At 25.6% G+C, this 19,378-nt stretch carries 17 protein-coding genes and 1 rRNA gene; 7 read left to right on the top strand and 11 right to left on the bottom strand.

What is annotated here, in order from left to right; translation table 4 throughout:
* Positions 1-186 (bottom strand): 16S ribosomal RNA (locus tag JXZ92_RS01880); the annotation flags it as partial.
* Between the two features lie 190 nt (positions 187-376).
* On the opposite strand from JXZ92_RS01880, the gene JXZ92_RS01875 reads away from it, so the two are divergent.
* Genes JXZ92_RS01875 through JXZ92_RS01865 form a run of 3 tightly spaced genes read left to right on the top strand, consistent with a single transcriptional unit; the run spans position 377 to position 3,445 of the window.
* A complete protein-coding gene (locus JXZ92_RS01875; protein ID WP_205852094.1) occupies positions 377-994 on the top strand; it encodes a thermonuclease family protein in 618 nt (205 codons plus the stop codon).
* Positions 995-1,025: 31 nt separating this feature from the next.
* On the top strand, positions 1,026-2,978 hold the full coding sequence (gene gyrB, locus JXZ92_RS01870; protein ID WP_205852093.1) for a DNA topoisomerase (ATP-hydrolyzing) subunit B: 1,953 nt from the start codon (positions 1,026-1,028) through the stop codon (positions 2,976-2,978).
* Positions 2,979-3,013: 35 nt separating this feature from the next.
* Positions 3,014-3,445 (top strand): cytidine/deoxycytidylate deaminase family protein, encoded by a 432-nt coding sequence (locus tag JXZ92_RS01865; RefSeq protein WP_241006923.1) that lies wholly within the window; start codon positions 3,014-3,016, stop codon positions 3,443-3,445.
* Between the two features lie 46 nt (positions 3,446-3,491).
* Here JXZ92_RS01865 and JXZ92_RS01860 read toward each other — a convergent pair whose 3' ends face one another.
* On the bottom strand, positions 3,492-4,676 hold the full coding sequence (locus tag JXZ92_RS01860) for a phosphoglycerate kinase (protein ID WP_205852091.1): 1,185 nt from the start codon (positions 4,674-4,676) through the stop codon (positions 3,492-3,494).
* A gap of 254 nt (positions 4,677-4,930) precedes the next feature.
* Between JXZ92_RS01860 and JXZ92_RS01855 the strand changes: the two genes are divergently transcribed.
* From JXZ92_RS01855 to JXZ92_RS01840, 4 genes are read left to right on the top strand one after another with little or no spacing between them, the layout of a single operon-like run.
* Positions 4,931-5,944, top strand: a complete 1,014-nt coding sequence (locus JXZ92_RS01855; RefSeq protein ID WP_205852090.1) for a glycosyltransferase — start codon at positions 4,931-4,933, stop codon at positions 5,942-5,944.
* 1 nt (position 5,945) lies between these two features.
* Positions 5,946-6,602, top strand: coding sequence for an RDD family protein (locus JXZ92_RS01850; protein WP_205852089.1), 657 nt, complete (start codon positions 5,946-5,948; stop codon positions 6,600-6,602).
* A gap of 1 nt (position 6,603) precedes the next feature.
* Positions 6,604-8,793 carry an ATP-dependent helicase gene (locus JXZ92_RS01845; RefSeq protein ID WP_205852088.1) on the top strand — a complete coding sequence of 730 codons (2,190 nt, stop codon included), beginning with the start codon at positions 6,604-6,606 and terminating at the stop codon, positions 8,791-8,793.
* A 1-nt stretch (position 8,794) separates the two neighbouring features.
* Positions 8,795-10,411, top strand: a complete 1,617-nt coding sequence (locus JXZ92_RS01840; protein WP_205852087.1) for an MHO_4530 family protein — start codon at positions 8,795-8,797, stop codon at positions 10,409-10,411.
* A gap of 44 nt (positions 10,412-10,455) precedes the next feature.
* Here JXZ92_RS01840 and dnaK read toward each other — a convergent pair whose 3' ends face one another.
* From dnaK to tpiA, 9 genes are all read right to left on the bottom strand, one after another.
* Positions 10,456-12,252 carry a molecular chaperone DnaK gene (gene dnaK / locus JXZ92_RS01835; RefSeq protein WP_205852086.1) on the bottom strand — a complete coding sequence of 599 codons (1,797 nt, stop codon included), beginning with the start codon at positions 12,250-12,252 and terminating at the stop codon, positions 10,456-10,458.
* Positions 12,253-12,372: 120 nt separating this feature from the next.
* Positions 12,373-13,245, bottom strand: coding sequence for a nucleotide exchange factor GrpE (gene grpE, locus JXZ92_RS01830; RefSeq protein WP_205852085.1), 873 nt, complete (start codon positions 13,243-13,245; stop codon positions 12,373-12,375).
* The gene (locus tag JXZ92_RS04180) at positions 13,246-14,250 is read right to left on the bottom strand and encodes a heat-inducible transcriptional repressor HrcA (RefSeq protein ID WP_205852084.1); all 1,005 of its coding nucleotides are present in this window, start codon (positions 14,248-14,250) and stop codon (positions 13,246-13,248) included.
* A gap of 79 nt (positions 14,251-14,329) precedes the next feature.
* Positions 14,330-15,202 (bottom strand): GTPase Era, encoded by an 873-nt coding sequence (gene era / locus JXZ92_RS01820; RefSeq protein ID WP_205852083.1) that lies wholly within the window; start codon positions 15,200-15,202, stop codon positions 14,330-14,332.
* Positions 15,202-15,591: a cytidine deaminase gene (gene cdd / locus JXZ92_RS01815; RefSeq protein ID WP_205852082.1), complete on the bottom strand. Its 390-nt coding sequence runs from the start codon at positions 15,589-15,591 to the stop codon at positions 15,202-15,204. The genes era and cdd overlap by 1 nt, the downstream gene beginning before the upstream one ends.
* A 1-nt stretch (position 15,592) precedes the next feature.
* The gene (ybeY, locus tag JXZ92_RS01810; protein WP_205852081.1) at positions 15,593-16,069 is read right to left on the bottom strand and encodes an rRNA maturation RNase YbeY; all 477 of its coding nucleotides are present in this window, start codon (positions 16,067-16,069) and stop codon (positions 15,593-15,595) included.
* A gap of 37 nt (positions 16,070-16,106) precedes the next feature.
* On the bottom strand, positions 16,107-16,511 hold the full coding sequence (locus JXZ92_RS01805; protein ID WP_205852080.1) for an MAG1140 family protein: 405 nt from the start codon (positions 16,509-16,511) through the stop codon (positions 16,107-16,109).
* Entirely contained in the window at positions 16,486-18,516 is a 2,031-nt protein-coding gene (locus JXZ92_RS04175) for an Mbov_0121 family peptidase domain-containing ABC transporter (RefSeq protein WP_205852079.1), read from the bottom strand. Before JXZ92_RS04175 ends, JXZ92_RS01805 begins: the two co-directional genes overlap by 26 nt.
* A 64-nt stretch (positions 18,517-18,580) precedes the next feature.
* On the bottom strand, positions 18,581-19,315 hold the full coding sequence (gene tpiA / locus JXZ92_RS01795; protein ID WP_205852078.1) for a triose-phosphate isomerase: 735 nt from the start codon (positions 19,313-19,315) through the stop codon (positions 18,581-18,583).
* Between the last annotated feature and the right edge of the window lie 63 nt (positions 19,316-19,378).

Here is a 19,378-nt window from a genome sequence, read left to right as displayed (position 1 = left end):
TTTGATGCCAAACTAATAAGTATCCGGTATTAGCGATAATTTCTCATCGTTATCCCAATCTAGAGGGCACGTTAAGTACGTGTTACTCACCCATTCGCCGCTAAGTTCCGAAGAACTCCGCTCGACATGCATGTATTAGGCACACAGCCAGCGTTCATCCTGAGCCAGGATCAAACTCTCGAAAAAATTGACTGTCATGTTTATTGTATATATCTAGTTTTCAAAGAACTTCTATTGCTTGCTAACACTGAAAGTTTCCATTTCTTGGCTAGTTAGCAAAACTATTATACCACCACTTTTTTTAAATACAAAATATTTTTTTACTTTTTTTGTTTAAATTAGATCTAACACACATATATTATATATGTTTGAAAAAATGCCTAAAAATTTACTAAATATTTTTAAAATTATCCTTGTTTTTCTTTTGATAGTTATCGGGATAATTGTTAGTTCTAAAAAAAATAATACAAACGCCTCTAAAAATATAGAGAAATTAATAATAACAAAAATTATAGACGGAGACACTGTAGAAGCAAAAATTAAAAGTAAAAAAATTAAAATAAGGTTGTATGGAATTGATACACCTGAAACACTTAAAAAAAATAATAAAAATAAGTTAGCTAAATATGAAAATTATTATGCTAATATCGCTAAAGAAATGTTAAGAGACAAAACCTCAAATCAAGATTATTTTTATTATAAGCACATTGATAATGACGAATATGGTAGAGATGTTGGACTAATTTACACACAAAAGTTTGATGAAAATATTTTTGCAAATACTTTAAATTCTTTTTTAATAGAAGAAGGATTAGCTAGAGTGGCATATATTCAAAACTCTAATTTTAAGCAAAAATATTATACGAAAAATAAATTTCAAAATGACTTTTATAACTATATCATAGGGTTAGAAGAAAAAAGCAAAGCACAAGAAAAAGGATTTTGAAGTTTGGAATTGGAGGAAGTGTTCTATAAATATAAAAAAATGGTATAATATATTTAAATAAATATATTAAGGAGTTTTGATGAAAGAAAATTTAAATAATAATTATGACGCTTCAAATATTAAACATCTTGAAGGTCTTGAACACGTAAGAAAACGTCCTGGAATGTACATCGGGAGCACATCTAAAAGCGGTCTTCATCATATGGTTTGAGAAATAGTTGACAACTCCGTAGATGAGGCTATGGCTGGGTTTGCTAATACAATTAACATTACAATCACTAAGAACGAAGAAATAATTGTGGAAGATAATGGCCGTGGTATACCGGTTGGTTTACATCCAAAATTTAACATCAGTGCACTCGAAGTTGTTTTAACAAAATTGAATGCGGGTGGTAAATTTGAATCTAATGCTTACAAAGTTAGTGGTGGTTTACATGGTGTTGGCGCCTCTGTAGTTAACGCTCTTAGCGATTACATGGAAGCTTGAGTTAAACGTGACGGAAAACTATATAACGCAAAATTTGCTAATGGTGGACAAATAACTCAATCTACAACTATTATTGGTGAAACAAAAGAAAACGAAACTGGTACAACAATAAAATTTCATCCTGATTACAAGGTTATGGAACAAATTAAGTTTGACAAAGAACTTATTATTGACCACGCTAAACAAATAGCTCACTTGAATAAAGGTTTATTTGTCTCTGTTACAGATCATCGTGATAACTCTTACAACGAATTCAAATATGATAATGGTATCGTTGATTACGTTAAAGAAATAAATGAAGGTTACAAACCAATTAACCAAGAAGTTATTTACGCCTCAGGAGAATACAAATATAATAACGACTTAAACGGAGAAGAAGTAATTATAGGAGTAGAAGTTGCAGCTCAATATTTAGAAGATATGTTTAGATCAAATATAATAACATATACAAACAATATTTCTACTCACGAAGGTGGTACTCACTTGTCTGGGTTCTACGATTCATTGATGAGATTAATAAATAATTATGCTATTGATAAAAATTTAATAAAAAGTGAAACTGATAAATTCACGAGAGACGATTTAATCGAAGGACTAACAGCAATTATTTCTATAAAACATCCAGATCCACAATTCGAAGGTCAAACAAAAGGAAAATTAGGTTCTAAAGACGCTCGTAGAGCGGTTAATGAAATATATTCAGAAGCACTTGAGAGATTTTTAAATGAAAACCCTGATATTTCTAAAAAAATTATTAATACCGCAATACTCGCTAGAAAAGGAAGATTAGCATCTACCGCAGCAAGAGATAACGCAAGAAGAAAAAATGTTTTCGAAAGTGGTGGATTACCAGGTAAACTTTCTGATTGTACAAGTAAAAATGCGGAAATTAGTGAATTATATATAGTCGAAGGAAATTCTGCTGGTGGTTCAGCTAAAATGGGAAGAGATAGAAAAACTCAAGCTATTTTACCATTACGAGGAAAAATCTTGAACGTTGAAAAAACAAGACAAGAAAAAGTGTTTAACAATGAAGAAATAATGTCATTAATTACTGCATTAGGTACAGGGTTAGGAGATACTTTCAATATCAACAAATTGAGATATCACAAAATCGTAATAATGACCGACGCTGATGTTGATGGTGCGCACATTAGAACATTATTACTAACATTTTTCTTTAGATACTTTAAACCGTTAATTGAATATGGTTTTATTTATATAGCACAACCTCCTTTATATAAAATCCAACAAAACAAATTTGTCGAATACGCTTATAACGATGAACAAAAAAATGAAATAATGGAAAAATTAAATCCAAATTCTAAGATAACTATACAAAGATATAAAGGTCTTGGTGAAATGGATCCAGAACAATTATGAGAAACAACAATGAATCCAGAAAATAGAAAAATGCTTCAAGTTCAAATAGAGGACGCTTACAAGGCGGACAGAACATTTGAGATACTAATGGGGGAAAATGTTGCACCTCGTAAAGAATTCATAGAAAAAAATGCAAAATACGTAAAAAACATTGACTTATAATTATGAATAAAATACTAAATTGAGATCAATATTTTATGGCACTGACTAAATTAAGTGCCTTACGATCAAAAGATCCTAACACAAAAGTTGGCGCATGTATAATAAATAATAGAAAGAGAGTTATTGCTTTAGGTTATAATGGTATGCCTTCAGGCAATGATTTTGATTTCCCGTGAGCAAGAGATAAAAAATTAGAAAAAGACAATAAATATCCTTATGTTGTACATGCAGAAATTAATGCGATATTAAATTCAACAACACAATTAGAAAATGCGATATTATATACTTCTTTATTCCCTTGTTCAAATTGTTCGAAAACTATTGTTCAATCAGGAATAACAGAAATTGTTTACTTAGAAGATAAATATCACGATACTGATGATGCATGAATTTCAAGAAAAATTCTAAAAGATTCTAATATTAAAACCAGAAAACTTGAACCTCTAAATATTACGTTAGAATTATAAAAAAATACGAATTTGAGTAATTCGCATTTTTTAATAATCATTTTTTCTATTTATCTTGAACTGAAGTAACACCCGGTAATTCTAAACCTTGTAACAATTCAAGTGAAGCACCACCACCTGTTGAAACATGTGTAAATTTGTCTTCCATTCCCAATTTTTCAACGGCGGCAACCGAATCTCCACCACCAACTACTGTATATGCATCGGTAAGTTCAGAAATTGATTCACAAACAGCGTATGTACCTTTTTGGTAATTTTTGAATTCTGCTACTCCCATAGGTCCATTTCAAACAACTGTTTTAGCATTGTTTAAAGTACTTTTTACTAATTCAATTGATTTAGGTCCTAAATCTAGACCCATATACCCTTCTGAAATTTCTACATCTTGGAAAACGGGTTCAACATCTTTAAATTCTGTTGATGTAGCATGATCAATTGGTAAAATAACTTTTTCTGAATATTTTGATAAGAAGTCTCTAGCTAAATCTAAATAATCATCTTCCACCAAAGAAGTTCCTGTATTTAATCCTTGAGCTTTTAAGAAAGTGTAAGCCATAGCTCCACCAATTATCATTTTATCAGCAATTTTAGCTAAATTTTCTAAAACTTGAATTTTATCAGATACTTTAGCTCCACCAATTATTGCAACATATGGATGTTCAGGTTCACCAATAACTTTTTGAAGTGATGAAACTTCTTTTTCCATTAAATAACCTAATGCTGATTCGGTGATATTAGAAGCTATCCCAACATTTGATGCATGTTTTCTATGAGCTGTCCCGAAAGCATCATTAACAAATACATCACCTAATGAAGCTCAATATTTACCTAATTCTTCATTATTTTTACTTTCAGCTTTATTATTCAAATCTTCATATCTTGTATTTTGAACTAATAAAACTTCACCTGGTTTCATATTTTCAATACTTTTTTCTAATATTTCACCTCTTGTTTTTGTTACAAAAATAACTTTTTGACCTAATTGTCTTGCTAACTCAATAGCAACTGGTTTTAAACTTTTAGATTCCAAATCTTCTTCAGTTTTAACTCTACCTAAGTGAGAAAATAAAATCGCTTTTCCACCTTCGGATACTATTTTTTGAATTGTAGGTAATGCTGCCTTAATTCTTTTTGTGGATGTGATAACACCATTTTTTAAAGGAACATTAAAGTCAACTCTAACTAAAACTTTTTTATTGTTTAAATCTAAATCATTTATAGTTTTTTTCATTTTTATCCTTTCGAACTACTAAATTAATTTGTTATTTAAATTATATAAAAAATAATACTTTTTTAAAAAATAAAATTATAAAAATTAAGATATTTATTTAGTTTTAAAAAAAGTAAATTTTTATTACAAAAAATATAATTTTAACATCTGCTCCCTTCTTCTACAACTCTTATAAATAATATTTATTTATAAAATATGATAAAATAATAATATATGTTTTATGACTATTTAACAATAAATTTTAAGGAGAAAAAATGAAATTAAGTATTGTTTCTCTTGTTGGTGATTTATTCAAAGATATAGAATGATTCTTAAAGGATCTAAAAGATCAAGATAATCAAGATTTTGAAATAATTTTATTCATTAATAAGAAACAAATCAACATATTAGAATCTCTAAAAGAATATTTTCTTTTATTTGGCTCAAGATTGAAGGTTGTTTTTAATAATAAAGTTGATAGCTATCAACTAAATTTAACTAGTGCATTTAAAATTGCGAGAGGGGACTTTCTAGTTGTCATCAATTCAGAGAACACGTTAAGAAAAAAATACGTTTCAAACATTATCAACGAAGCAGAAAAATATTCAGCAGATATATTAGAATTTAAACCTAGACTAATTGGTTCTATAAGATGAAAACCAAAAGCTAGATTAAAATTAATTAACAAAGTAGATATAAATAAAATGCAGAGTACTTACGCTTATACATTCCCTTTTATTTTTAATAAAGTTTATAAAAAAAATCTATATAAAAAGCTTGTTAAATATATGCCTTCTAATTTAAATGACACCAAGATGTGTGTTGAATTAAATTATATATTATTCTCCGAAGCAAAAACATATATGTATCTTGATTATAGAGTTTATAGAGAATTTATAAACTCTAATACTTGATTTAATTCAAGGCACGTTTTAGACTCATTCAACATTGTTGAAAATTACTTCAAGGAAAATAACCCCAAAATTTTAGAAGAAATTAATTACGCAAAAATATATACAATAAAATTATTGTTAACTGGTTTTTTAAACGAAACAACGTTTACATATAAAAGAATATATAAATACGAAAAGGAACAAATCCAAGAAAAAAGAAGTCTTACCTTTGTAAAAAGACATTATGAATTAATTGATAAACTAGAAAGTAATGCAATAAAAAATGATTTTTTTAAATCTAATATTTACTTAGCAAGTGACAATGATGAATCTAAGTTACTAAAAAAACCTTTATACAAAATTAAAAAAATGAAAATTTTGGACTTTTTAGAATAATATGAAAAAATATCAAAACTCTTTTTTTTACAAGAGGTTTTTTTCGGAAATAATAGATTTCATCCTGTTTTTGCTAGTTTCTATTTTTCTAGTTTGAGCTATCGGAATTTTTAATTATGCAAAAAATATACCTACAAACAAACTTGTTTGATCCACTCTAATAGGAATATTTAATAATAGTATTTTTTTTATAATTATACCCTTAGTTTTAAAAGGTAAAAGTATCGGTAAATATTTATTAAAAATAAAAATAATTTCATCAAAAAATAATGAATTTGACTCTATTTCTATTATTAAAAGATCTACATTAAGTTTTTCTTTAATGTCTCTAATGTGAGTTTTAGTATTTTTGGTAGCTTACTACAATTCATATTATGTGGATGAAAAAAAGAGTAACCTAACTCTAGAAATAATTAATAAATTTTTTCAAATTTTTACATACGCCATAAGTATCTTTAAATTTATCGATTACTTATTTATAATTGTATATAAAAAGAAATTATCCGTAATAGATATTATAACAAAAACAAGAGTAGTTAATAAAGATGAAATTATTGTTGATGATATTGAGTTAATAAAATTAGTACCGTTTTACTCAAAAAGAAGAAATATTGTTTATGTTAATAACAAAGCAAATTTAAAAGATGAGGAGAAATAATATGACAATTAATACAAAAAAGATTGATTTACTGAGTGATTTGAACGAAAAGCAAAACCAAGCCGTAAAATACTTTGACAAACACCTAAGAATTATTGCTGGAGCAGGGACCGGTAAAACTAAAGTCTTAACACGTAAAATCGCCTACTTAATAAATATATTAGGGATACCTGCAAAAAATATATTAGGTGTTACTTTTACTAATAAAGCGGCTCAAGAAATGTCTATAAGAGTTGAAAAATATTGTAATAATTTAGAAACAAAACTAAATATTAAAACTTTTCACTCTTTTTGTGCAACTATTTTAAGAAATGAAATTCATAACTTGGGATATCGTAATAGTTTTACAATAGTGGATGAGCCGGATAAAATTCAAATTTTGAGTGCAATTTATAAGAAATTAGGAATAACTAGTTCCGAAATTAGTTATAAATCAGCAATACACTATATTTCGACTCAAAAAAATAATACAACCGATTATAATCAGTTTTATAATATAAAAAATATGGATCAAATTGAAGATAAAATATATTTTGAATATATAAACGAATTAGCTAGAAATGGTGCTTTAGATTTTGATGACCTAATCATTAAAACAAACATTTTATTTCACACTAGACCAGATATAGTAGAAAAATATAAAAAACTATATTCATATATTCTTGTAGATGAGTTTCAAGATACTTCAAAATTACAATATAGAATTATAAAAAGTTTAATCGGAAAAAATACACACTTAACTATTGTTGGTGACCCAGACCAAACTATTTATAATTGACGTGGTGCGGACGTTAATTTAATATTAGATTTCGAAAAAGATTTTAAAGAAACATTTACGGTTGTTTTAGATAAAAATTATCGTTCCACGCAAAAAATACTCGACGCTGCAAATAAACTTATAAAAATGAATAAAAAAAGGTACAACAAAGACTTAGTTACCGAAAACGGAGTGGGTGCTGACATTGAATTTATGCATAGTTTTAGTGAAGAAGGTGAAGCAAAATGAGTAGTAAATAAAATCAATCAGTTAAAAAAGCAAAAAAACCAATTAAAATCTATTGTAATACTATATAGAGCAAATTATTATTCAAGAGCCTTCGAGCAAGCTTTAATTGATGAAAATATACCTCACAAAATAATAAACGGGGTCAAATTTTATCAAAGATCGGAAATTAAAGATGCAATCGCTTTTTTAAGATTGTTACATAATAATGATGAACTATCTTTTTACCGTATAGTTAATGTACCAACAAAAGGAATTGGGCATAAGGCAATAGAAACAATTAAAGAATTTGTCGCAAAAAAAGGTAACTTAAACACATTTGAAACAATTACAAATAAAAGTAATTGATCTGAATTTAAAAGAGAACACCCCAATCTTGCTGTAAAATTATTTAAATTTTTACAAATAACAATACGATATAAAAAGGAGTTAAGAAAGTTAGAAATAACAAAACACTCAATTTCTAAAATACTTGATTTTTATTTAATGGAATTAGATTACTATCATTTTATCGAGAAAGACACTAGCCTAAGAGGAACAGCAATTGAAAACGTTAAAGAACTAATCGCTTCGATCAAAACTTGAGAAGAAAAAAATAAAGAAAAAAAATTAGCCGATTATTTAAATTATATTAATTTATTATCTGTTACCGATGATTACGAGGGAAACACTAATTATGTAACACTTATGACTATTCACTCCGCAAAAGGTCTAGAATATGATAACGTTTTTTTAGTAGGTTTATCGCGTGGTGTATTCCCTTCATATAGAATAATAGAAAAAATTGATTCTGACCCTGAAACTTTCGAAGAAGAAAGAAGGTTGGCATACGTTGGAATAACAAGAGCTAGAAACAACTTATTTTTAAGTTCATCGCGTGGGAAAATATTTGGGACAGAACTTTCTAAAGAACCCTCTAGATTTATAACTGAAATGGGTATAAATGTTGATAATTATACAAATATGAACGATGATCACGGGTTGGACTTAGATTATTCTCCTGATGAGATTTCTTTAATAAATTCTAAAATGATAATTGGAGATATAATTTCTCATACAATTTTTGGAGAAGGTGAAGTTGTAGATTTCGGCTTAGGTAATGAAGTTTTAGTAAGATTTAGAGACGGAAAAGAAAGAACATTAAATAAAAGACATCATTCAATTAGGATCATAAGTATCAAGGAATAGAATGAACTATTTAGTAATATTAATTTACATTTCAATTATTCTATTAATATTTTTAATATCATCGTATTTAGTTTTTAAGTTTATATATTTTTACAAACGAACTTCATCTGGTGTTGTAATTTTTAAAATTGATAATATTAACAAAAGAGTAATTAGAAATAATAAAAAATATAACTTCCTCTCAACATATTTAGATTCAAATAGTTTTAACTTTAACAAATACAACTATATATCTATTAACGAATTTTTAAATTTTTTTAATAAAGATAGTTCAAATAAAATAAAAGAGATAATAAATAAGAATTTACAAAATTACGAGAGTAAAATAGATGTTTTTTGAAACAAGGATTTCAACATTAAATTAAGACTTTTTGAAAAAATTATAAATAAATTTAATAAAAAATTATTAAAAAATAAACCAATGAAAATGGTTATAAAAACAATTGACGGGAATAATTATCATTGCTCTCTTAAATGAGGTGTAGAATATAAAGATAAAATAAACAATTTAAACAACATAACCTTAAACAACCAAACTAATAATGATTTTTTAAAAAATAAAAAAAATATCATTATAGGATTACTTTTAAAAAATTTTTATTTTTTAAATAAAAATAATGATAATACTGATTTTTTAAATGATTTATTTGGGTTAAATGATCAAATTGTTAATTTGTTCAAGAGCGATGATTATATTTATTTAATACTTAAATATACATCTAAAAATCAATATAATAATTTTTTAAATAAAATAAACGAAATAAATAATTCAACTACATTATCAAGAATATATAAAAGAGCGACAATTATACAATACCCTAAAATAAATAATTATGAACAAGATTACATAAATGATTTAGTGAAATATTCTCTATACAATATAGACTATGATTCTAAAAATTCTTCAAAATATTACTTTAATAACACCGATGATAATATACGCAAAGAAATTGAATTATTCAATGAGGAATACTATAGATATAAACAAATAATAACAGATAATAAAGACCCTAAAAAATGAGTTAATATAAAAAATATAGTAAATTATATTTCAAAGAATAAAACACAATTTAAAATAATTGAACCAAACTACGATAGATTGAAAGTACTTTTCAGTTTTTACTATTTATTTGATAAAAACGAGTATTTATCTCATTTGAAGGAATTAAATTGATTTAATTATTTTTCAAAAAACTCAGAAAACTTAGGGACAACTCAATTAATTTTCAAAATGTCTCAAGCTAATTATTTGTTTATAAAAGAAGAGGAATTTAAATCTAAAAATATAATCCCAATGATTTATGATTTAGGAGTAATGTACGATATTAATTTACTAGAAAGCAAAATATTATCTAATTATAATAACGAAATATTGACATTCTTTTATATAGAAGACATAAATAGAAATATATCCTTTTTGCTCGAAAAATTTAAAATTAAAGCAATCATTATATCTAAATTAATATCTTCAAAACTTTATAATTCTAATATTTTTTTGAACTGTTTAAATCTTTCTACGCAATTAAATAAAAATAAAAAAGTTGTAATATATGAAAGTCCACCTGAAAATTTAGAGCAAGAATTTATCAATAAAATTAAAATTAATTATAATTATTAAAAAATAAACAACACATTTATTTTAAAAACATGTTGTTTATTTTTTTATTTATCGTTTTCTTCTACTATTGTAGCTGTTTCTTCATCGTTAGAATTATTATTTGTTGCGTTTTGTTGTGCGGCATAATTAGCAAAATTACGCATCATATTTTCAACTTGATCTAATTTTTCTTTTAAAGCAGAAATGTCTTTTTTATCAATAAGTTCTTGTAATTCTTTAATTAATTTTTCACTTTCTTCTTTTGATTTAGGATCTAATTTATCACCTTGCTCTGCGTTGGCTTTCTTAATTTGATCAATTAAACTTTCGGCTCTAACAATTGTTTCAACTTCTTCTTTTTTCTTAGCATCTGCTTCTTTATTCGCTTCTGCTTCTTTAACCATTCTTTCAATTTCTTCTTCTGTTAGTTTAGTAGAATTTGAAATTGTAATTTTTGCATCTTTATTATTTTTTAAATCTTTTGCAGTTACTGTTGTAATACCATTAACATCAATTGAAAATGTAACTTCAATTTGTGGAACACCTCTTGGAGCGGGTTCAATTCCACCTAAATTAAATGAACCAAGTGTTTTATTATCTGCCGCCATTTGTCTTTCACCTTGTACAACTCTAATTGTAACTTCTGTTTGATTGTCAGCTGCTGTTGAAAAAATTTGACTTTTTGTTGCTGGAATTGTAGTATTTCTAGCAATTAAAGGAGTAGATACCCCTCCCATTGTTTCGATACCTAATGTTAAAGGTGTAACATCTAATAATAAAATATCATCAATATCTCCCGCTAAAACAGCACCTTGAATAGCAGCACCAATTGAAACTACTTCATCAGGATTTATAGAACGATTTGGTTCTTTATTTAATGTACGTTTAACCATATCTTGAACTGCCGGCATACGTGTTGAACCACCAACAAGTAAAACTTCATGTAAATCCGCTGATGTTATACCTGCTTCTTTTAATGCATCTTCAATTGGTTTTCTTGTTCTATCTAATAAATGAGATGTCATTTCTTCAAATTCATTTCTTTTTAGTTCTAGTTCAACGTTAAGGGGTCCATTTTCAGTCATAGCTAAAAAAGGTAAATTAATTGTAGCTACCGATTGATTAGATAAATCTATTTTAGCTTTTTCTGCTGTTTCTTTCAGTCTAGCTTTAGCCATTTTATCCTTTTCAACATCATAACCGTGTTCTGATTTTATTTTTCCAATCATTCATTTTACAATTTCATTATCTCAATCGTCACCACCTAGATGATTATCACCGCTAGTTGAAAGTACTTCAAATGTTCCATCTTCCAACTCTAAAACAGAAACATCGAATGTACCACCACCAAGATCGTAAACTAAGACTTTCATTGATTTATTTGTTTTTTCTAAACCAAACGCTAATGCCGCAGCAGTAGGTTCATTAATGATTCTTAATACTTCTAAACCTGCTATTTTACCTGCTATTTTAGTAGCCTCACGTTGTGAATTATCAAAGTATGCAGGAACTGTAATAACCGCTTTTTTAACTTTTTTACCTAATTTTGCTTCAGCATAGTCTTTCATGTATGATAAAATCATTGCTGATATTTCTTCTGGTTTATATTCTTTTCCGTTTGCACTTACTGTTTTTCCTGTACCAATTAATCTTTTAATAGAAACTATAGTGTTTGGATTTGTTTCAACTTGTCTTTTCGCAACATCACCAACAACTATATCACCATTTTTAAAACTTACTACTGAAGGTGTTGTTCTTTTACCGTTTGGATTTTCAAGTACGACAGGATTTTTACCTTCAATTATGGAAACAACAGAGTTTGTTGTTCCTAAATCTATCCCTAATATTATTTCTTTTGCCATTTTAATTCTCTCCTAATTATTAGTTAATTATTTATGTCTTAAATTATTTATTATCTACATGGCTTCTTTTTTTAACGAAGTCATAATTTAATTATAACATATTTTTAGCAGCCAAAGCATTTAATTGCTAATTTTTTTACTTATTACAACTGAGGCAGGGGTAATTACTCTTCCAGAAAGCTTAATACCATATCTAACTACTTTAGTTATCTGATTATCTTTATCTATTTGATTATATGTTTGAACTACATCTACAACTTGTTGTGTATTAGGATCAAATTCAGTATTTAAAGTAGGTATAATCAATTCAGCATTATTAGATTCTAAAATATCAATTATTTGTTTAATTACAATATTAAAACCTATTGCGTAATTTCTTAACTGATCGTTTTCTGAGTTTTCAGCAACCTTTTGAGCCATTACAAAATTATTAAAAGGATTTATAAAATCTTCTAAAAACCCTTGTAAAGCAAATGATTTTATCTCATCTTTTTCTTTTTTTGCTTTTTCGAATAAAATTTCTTTTTCTTTAGCTATTTTTTCCTCTACTGCTTGAGATAATTGCTTTGCTTTTTCTACAAAAACAACTTCATTTGCTTTTAGTTTGTTTTCTAATTCTAGCACCCTCTTCTCTAACTCTAAATTTCTTTCTTCTACCTTTTTTAATTTTGATATTTCTAAATTGCGGGCGTCATAATTTATTAATTTAATATTTTTTAAATAAATTTTAACCTCATTACCAGAAATAATTTTATTTTCAAAATTTTCAGGAACATTAATAGATAATTCTAATTCTTTTTTTATAGGTAATCCAATAATAAATTTATCTACTTCTAAGCCTTCAATATATTCGTTCTTACCCAATGTAATTTGTTTTTTTATTTTAAAATCCGGAAGAGACTCTCCGTTTAAAAGTATTTCAAAATCAGCTTCAATTATATTTCAATCCCTAAAATGGTAATGTCTATGTTTATTATTATTCTTAAAATTCATTTATTTCTCCCTTTTTTCCTTTTCTACAAAAATTTCTAAAGCATTAAGTGCTGTACGCATTTTATTATAATCTGACGTGCTTGAAGCTACCACTGATATTTCAGTAGTTGTATCATTATTTATAATACGTTTAGACATAAAAGAACCTGTATCATCAACTGATATTTTTATTTTTTCATTTTCATCAAAATGTGACTCTATTTTTTCTCAAATAGAATAATTTTCAATTAATTCAATCATTTTGTTCAAGTTATTTCTATTAATTTTTTGACTTAAAATAATATTATTTTTACCATATATTTTATTTTCTTTATATTTTCTAATTTCACCATTAAAAACTTGTCTAACAAAAGAATCTATTATACTTTGATAATTCTTAATTGATTCGGATAAAATATCTTTTAGTAAAAAAACTCTTTGTGCAAGCTCAGTTACCAAAACGTCTATTAATCTCTCTTTGAAAATTTTTAAAGCTATCTTTATATCATTTAAATTATTATTTCTATCTATAGTTATAACTTTATAATATACCTGACCTGTAGAAACAACCATAACAATTGTAGCTCTTTTTTCATCTAGAACTGTCATATCAATGCTTTTTAAAGTTTCGTTATTGTTATAGTTAGTCTTAACTAAAGTTAATCCTGTCATTTCTGAAATTATATTAGCTGCTTGATCAACGGTGTTATCAATATCAACTTCTTTTTGTTTAAATATTTTTTCTAATTTATTTATCATTTCTTTTTCAAATGATTGACTTAAGTATATTGCATAATAATTTAAACCTAGCAAAGTAGGAGTTCTACCACTAGAACAATTTGCTTTTTGTAAATATCCTATTTCTTCAAGTTTATTCATTAAATATCTAACTTTAGCTGAAGAAAAGCTAATATCATTAAACCTATCCATGAGGGCTTGGCTACTAACGGGTTCGCCTTCCTCAATAAATAATTTAACTGTATACTTTAATATTGGTTCTAATTTATTATCTAATTTTTGATTCATACTTTATAATTTTATCAAATTTTTAGCAGCCTAAAAGTTTTTTTGCTAAATTAAAAATAACCCTAATAATAAGAGTTATTTAATACCCAAATTTAGATAATGTTTTTTCATCATCATTCCACTTCTTAGCAACTTTTACCTTTAAATATAAAGAAACAGGGACTCCAAATTGATGAGACATTTTTACTCTTGAACTTTTACTTATTTCCTTGATTTTAGATGCATTCTTTCCTATTAACATCCCTTTTTGAGATTCTTTTTTTACATACATTATCGCTTCAATAATAATGTTATTTTCTAATTCTTGAAAAATTTCGACAGACACAGCAATAGAGTGTGGCAATTCATCGTATAATCTTTCTATTGCTGATTCTCTTATGATTTCTTTTGCTAAAAAACGCATGCTTTTATCAGTAATAGAATCAGGATCATATTGTAATTCACCTTCGTTAGAGTATTCTTTAATAATATCAATTAAGGAAACTATTGAAGAGTCGTTATATATGTCTGTTGATACAATTTTATCAAATCCAAATTCGCCCAATTCACGGATTTTTTTTGTTAATTTTTCAGGATTTTTTTTAATTTTATCTATTTTAGATATAACCGCTATTTTATTTTTAATATTTTCTATTTTAGATAATATTAATTTATCTCCAGGGCCAATTTCTTCATCAGAAGGAGACAAAAATAACAAAAGATCAATTCCTTCTATAGAGTCAAAAGCATTTTTATTTAATACTTCACCTAGCTTATTTTTTGGTTTATGTATGCCAGGAGTATCCGTAAATATAATTTGATGTGTTTCGTCGGTATAAACTCCAGTGATCTGATCTCTTGTTGTTTGTGCTACATTAGTTACAATTGCAACATTGTACCCTAAAATTGCATTTAGCAAACTACTTTTACCTACATTAGGTCTACCAACTATACTAGCAAAACATATTTTCATTACTTAATATTCTCCATAAAAATTGGATAAGGCACAAGTTCTGCAACAGTGTTCACTCTCATTTGAGTTCCATCATTTGAATATTGGTAAACCAAGCCATTTTGCGGCATAAATTCAGTCATAACTTGACGACAACCTGCGCATGGGGTTATTATTTCATTTTTTCTAGAAATGATATGTATTTCTTTAAATTTACCGACATGTCCGCCATATGCCACAGAGCCAAATAATGCACTCCTTTCTGCACAAAGACCAGAAGGATATGCAGCATTCTCTACATTAACACCTCAATATTCTTTTCCGTCAAAATCAACAGCAATAGCAGCCACCTGAAAATTAGAATATGGAGCATATGCTTTTGACAATAAATTTCTTAATTTTTCAATCATTTTAATCCTCTCTTTTTATTTTTAATGGTTCAAAAATTTCATCAACAATTTTGTTCATAACAACTCTTTCTTCTTCTAATTCATGATCATAACCGTATAAATGAACTAATCCATGAGTAAATAAATAACAATACTCTCTTTTAATACTATGATTAAATTCCTTTGCTTGTTTTTTCATTTTATCTCAACTAATTATTAATTCACCCAAATGAATAAATGGCATCTTTTCATAAAATTCTAAATTTCCAAAGTCAAATGATAAAATATCAGTTACATAATCCTTATTTCTATATTCTTTATTTAACTTACGAATTTTAGGTTTGGAAACAAATGTTACATCCAATATTATCTTTTTATTTGGATCTATTTTAAAAAAGTTTCCAAAATTATTAATTATTTGGATCATTTCATCCTTAAATAACTCAACATTTTTCACTTCTTTTTTTATGTTTAATGAAATATCATAATTATTTTTCATATTCATATTTATATTATATATTATTTAGTGATAAGGGTTATTTTTTTAAAAAAATACTAACCAAATTGTCATAAATTATTTGACTTAAGGTTTCTGTTTTTAACTCTAATAATGAATTTAAAAATAAATTATTTTTATCTATTAAATGTTTTTTTAATTCGTCATTTATTATTTCTATTTTATTATTACTAATACCTGAAATTATAATCGGATATTCGATGCTATTATTTTCATCAAAAATTACTAAATTATATTTTTCATAAATTAATTCATTGGGTTGTATATTTTTTAGTTCTAAATTATTATCATTAAAATATATTATTACACTCTTATAGCTTTTTACCTTATAAAAAAGACCAAAATATATTAAAAAAGATAACAAAACCAATAATACAATTAAAAAAAATATTTCTAATTTATAAAAATTTAGTAATTTCTTCAATTTTAATTATCCTTGCATTATCAAAAATATATTTAGAATTATGGCTGATTTCAAGTGTTAATTTATTATTTAATAATTTAGTTAATTTTTCTTTCAAAAAAATGAAAACATCTTCGCTTATCGCTTCAAAAGCTTCATCAAAAATAAATACATCATAATCATATAATAACAACTTCAAAAACTTGACTAATTGTATTTGTCCACTTGATAATTTCTTTACCATAACATCTTCTCTTATTTGCATATTAAGAGCTTTAAACGCTTCATAAATTTGAAATTTATTTAAAATATTAGTAAAATTTTCCCAATCATCTATTAACAAATATTCTTTTAAAGTAGAATTAGGTATATTTTTGTTATCTCCAATATAACAAATTCTTTGTTTTATAAAATCATTATCATATAAATTGACCAAATTATTATTAATAAAAATTTCACCATTAGTAATATTATACTTACCCATTAACAAAGATGACAGTGTTGTTTTCCCGCTACCGTTATTACCTTTTAATATATTATTACCTTCTAAAGTTAATCTCGGAATATTAACTGAATATTTTTCTTGGCTTTTATTATATTTATAAGAAACATATGATAATTTTATTTGCTTTATTTGTCCAATATTATCAAAATTTAAAGTTTTAGTTTTACGTTTATTTTTTTTAAAAATATTTAATATATTTTTGTTTAATTTGAAGTTTTGAGTCTCTTTTATAATAGGTTCTATTTGTTTGATCGGTGATAAGAACATTTTTGTTCCCGTTAAGAAAAATAATAATTGATATAAATTTATTTTATTATTTCAAATTTGTAGAGATCCGAAAAATAGAATCAAAATGGGAATTATGATGTCAATAAATTTATTAATACTATCAAAATAACTTTCACTAACTATAAAAGACTTAAAACTGCAATTATGACTTTGAAAATTTTTTATCATTTTATTTTTAAATTTTTCTTCTTCTAACAAAAGAAAGTTAGTCTTTAATATTTTAATATAATTATCTAAAGATCTATCTAAAGATATTGATTCAGAAATTAAAAAATTAGTTGATTTTCGATATCATAAGTAATATAAAAAAGTAAATGTTCCTATCAAGGCTCCTATAATAATCATAATCAAAGTCAACAAATAACTAGTTATTAAAATTAGTGTAAGCGAAATCAAAAAGGAAAGTAGAATATATAAAACTCTTGGTATAAATGTCATCTTATATGCTTCAATTTGGTATATATTATTTATTCTCTGTTTAATTTCTATTTCGTTTAAATTATTAATTAAATTAATATTTTCTTTAGAAAATGTTTCTAGTATATTTAAGAATTCTTTTTCAAAATTCTTTAAAACAATTATTTTAGTCGTTTTATTTATTATAAGGCTTATCAATAATGAAAATGAAGTAAAAGTAACAAAAATAATTATTAAATAATAAAATTCATTTATTTGCCTAGTTGGAACTAATGATTGTAATATATATTTAGTAATAAAAGGATAAATTAAATTTAAAATCAACTCTAAAAGAAGTGAAAAAAATAGAAAATAAGAATATTTATTTATGTTAAATATTTTTTTGGGTTCCTTATATTTTTCTAAGGGAGATATTTTTTTATTGAACTTAACAATTATATTTAAAAATATATTTTTAAAATCTATGATTTTTGAATTTATAATTTTTCCAGAGCCGGGATCAAAATATTTGACATAATCATTTTCTATATCTTCAATAAAAACTATATGTTGAAATTCTTCATTTCTAACAATTGCCCCAAAAGGATATTCACTTTTTTCTAATTGTCTTAGTTCACTAATTTTACAATAGTAAGAAGTTAAGCTATATCCATATGAACTAATTGTATCTTTTAAATTGGTTAAACTTATTCCAGTATCATCATACATTACGTTAATTTTTAATTCATTAATGTCATAATCTTCGTTATGATATTTTTTAGCGTAATATTTAAATACATATAACGAACAATCTCTATAATCGTATTGCTTTTCCATACTTAATAAGGAAATTAAAAATAAAAAAGAACTATAAATGTAAAAATAGTTCCTTTTTTCATTATTATTTACCTAATGTTAATAATTTTACAAAACTTTCAACCTCTAATGAAGCTCCACCAACTAAAAATCCGTCTATATCTTTTTGAGATGATAGTTCATTTATGTTATTAGGATTAACACTTCCACCATATTGAACTTTTAAATCATTTGATGTAATTGAGTGGATATATGCACATACATCTTGTGCAATTTCTGGTGTTGCAACTTTACCTGTTCCAATCGCTCAAATTGGTTCATAAGCAACAACTACTTTAGTATAATCTAAGTCTGCAACTGACTTCTCAATTTGATTTTTAACAACTTCTTTAGTTAAACCTTTTTCGTATTCTTCAAGGGTTTCCCCTACACAAATAATTGGTGTCATACCAGCTTCAATTGTAGCTTTTGCTTTAGCATAAACCTCTTCATTTGTTTCATGATAATATGTACGTCTTTCTGAGTGACCTAAAATTACATAATCAACATTTAAGTCATTTAGCATTGATGTTGAGACTTCACCTGTGTATGCCCCTTTTGGTTTATCACTAACGTTTTGAGCTGCTAATTTTAAGTCTGTTACTTTATTTAATCTAAATGCTGATAAGTTAACAGATGGTACTCCTACACCAAATTTAACGTTTTTATAAATTAAATCTTTTTTTGATTGGTATTCTTTTGAAAAATCACTAATAAATTTTTCTGTTTCAGAGAAATTTTTATTCATTTTTCAGTTACCGATTATTATTAATTCTTTCATTTATACCTCTTATTTTTTTATTTTAATAATTATAAAATATTTTCTTTTATTTTATTGAAAAAA

The organism is Mycoplasma sp. CSL10137 (assembly GCF_017116845.1).
In the GTDB taxonomy this organism is placed as follows: domain Bacteria; phylum Bacillota_I; class Bacilli_A; order Mycoplasmatales; family Metamycoplasmataceae; genus Mycoplasmopsis.
Note: the sequence above shows the minus strand (reverse complement) of the source record. Positions and strands in the feature narration are given on the sequence as shown.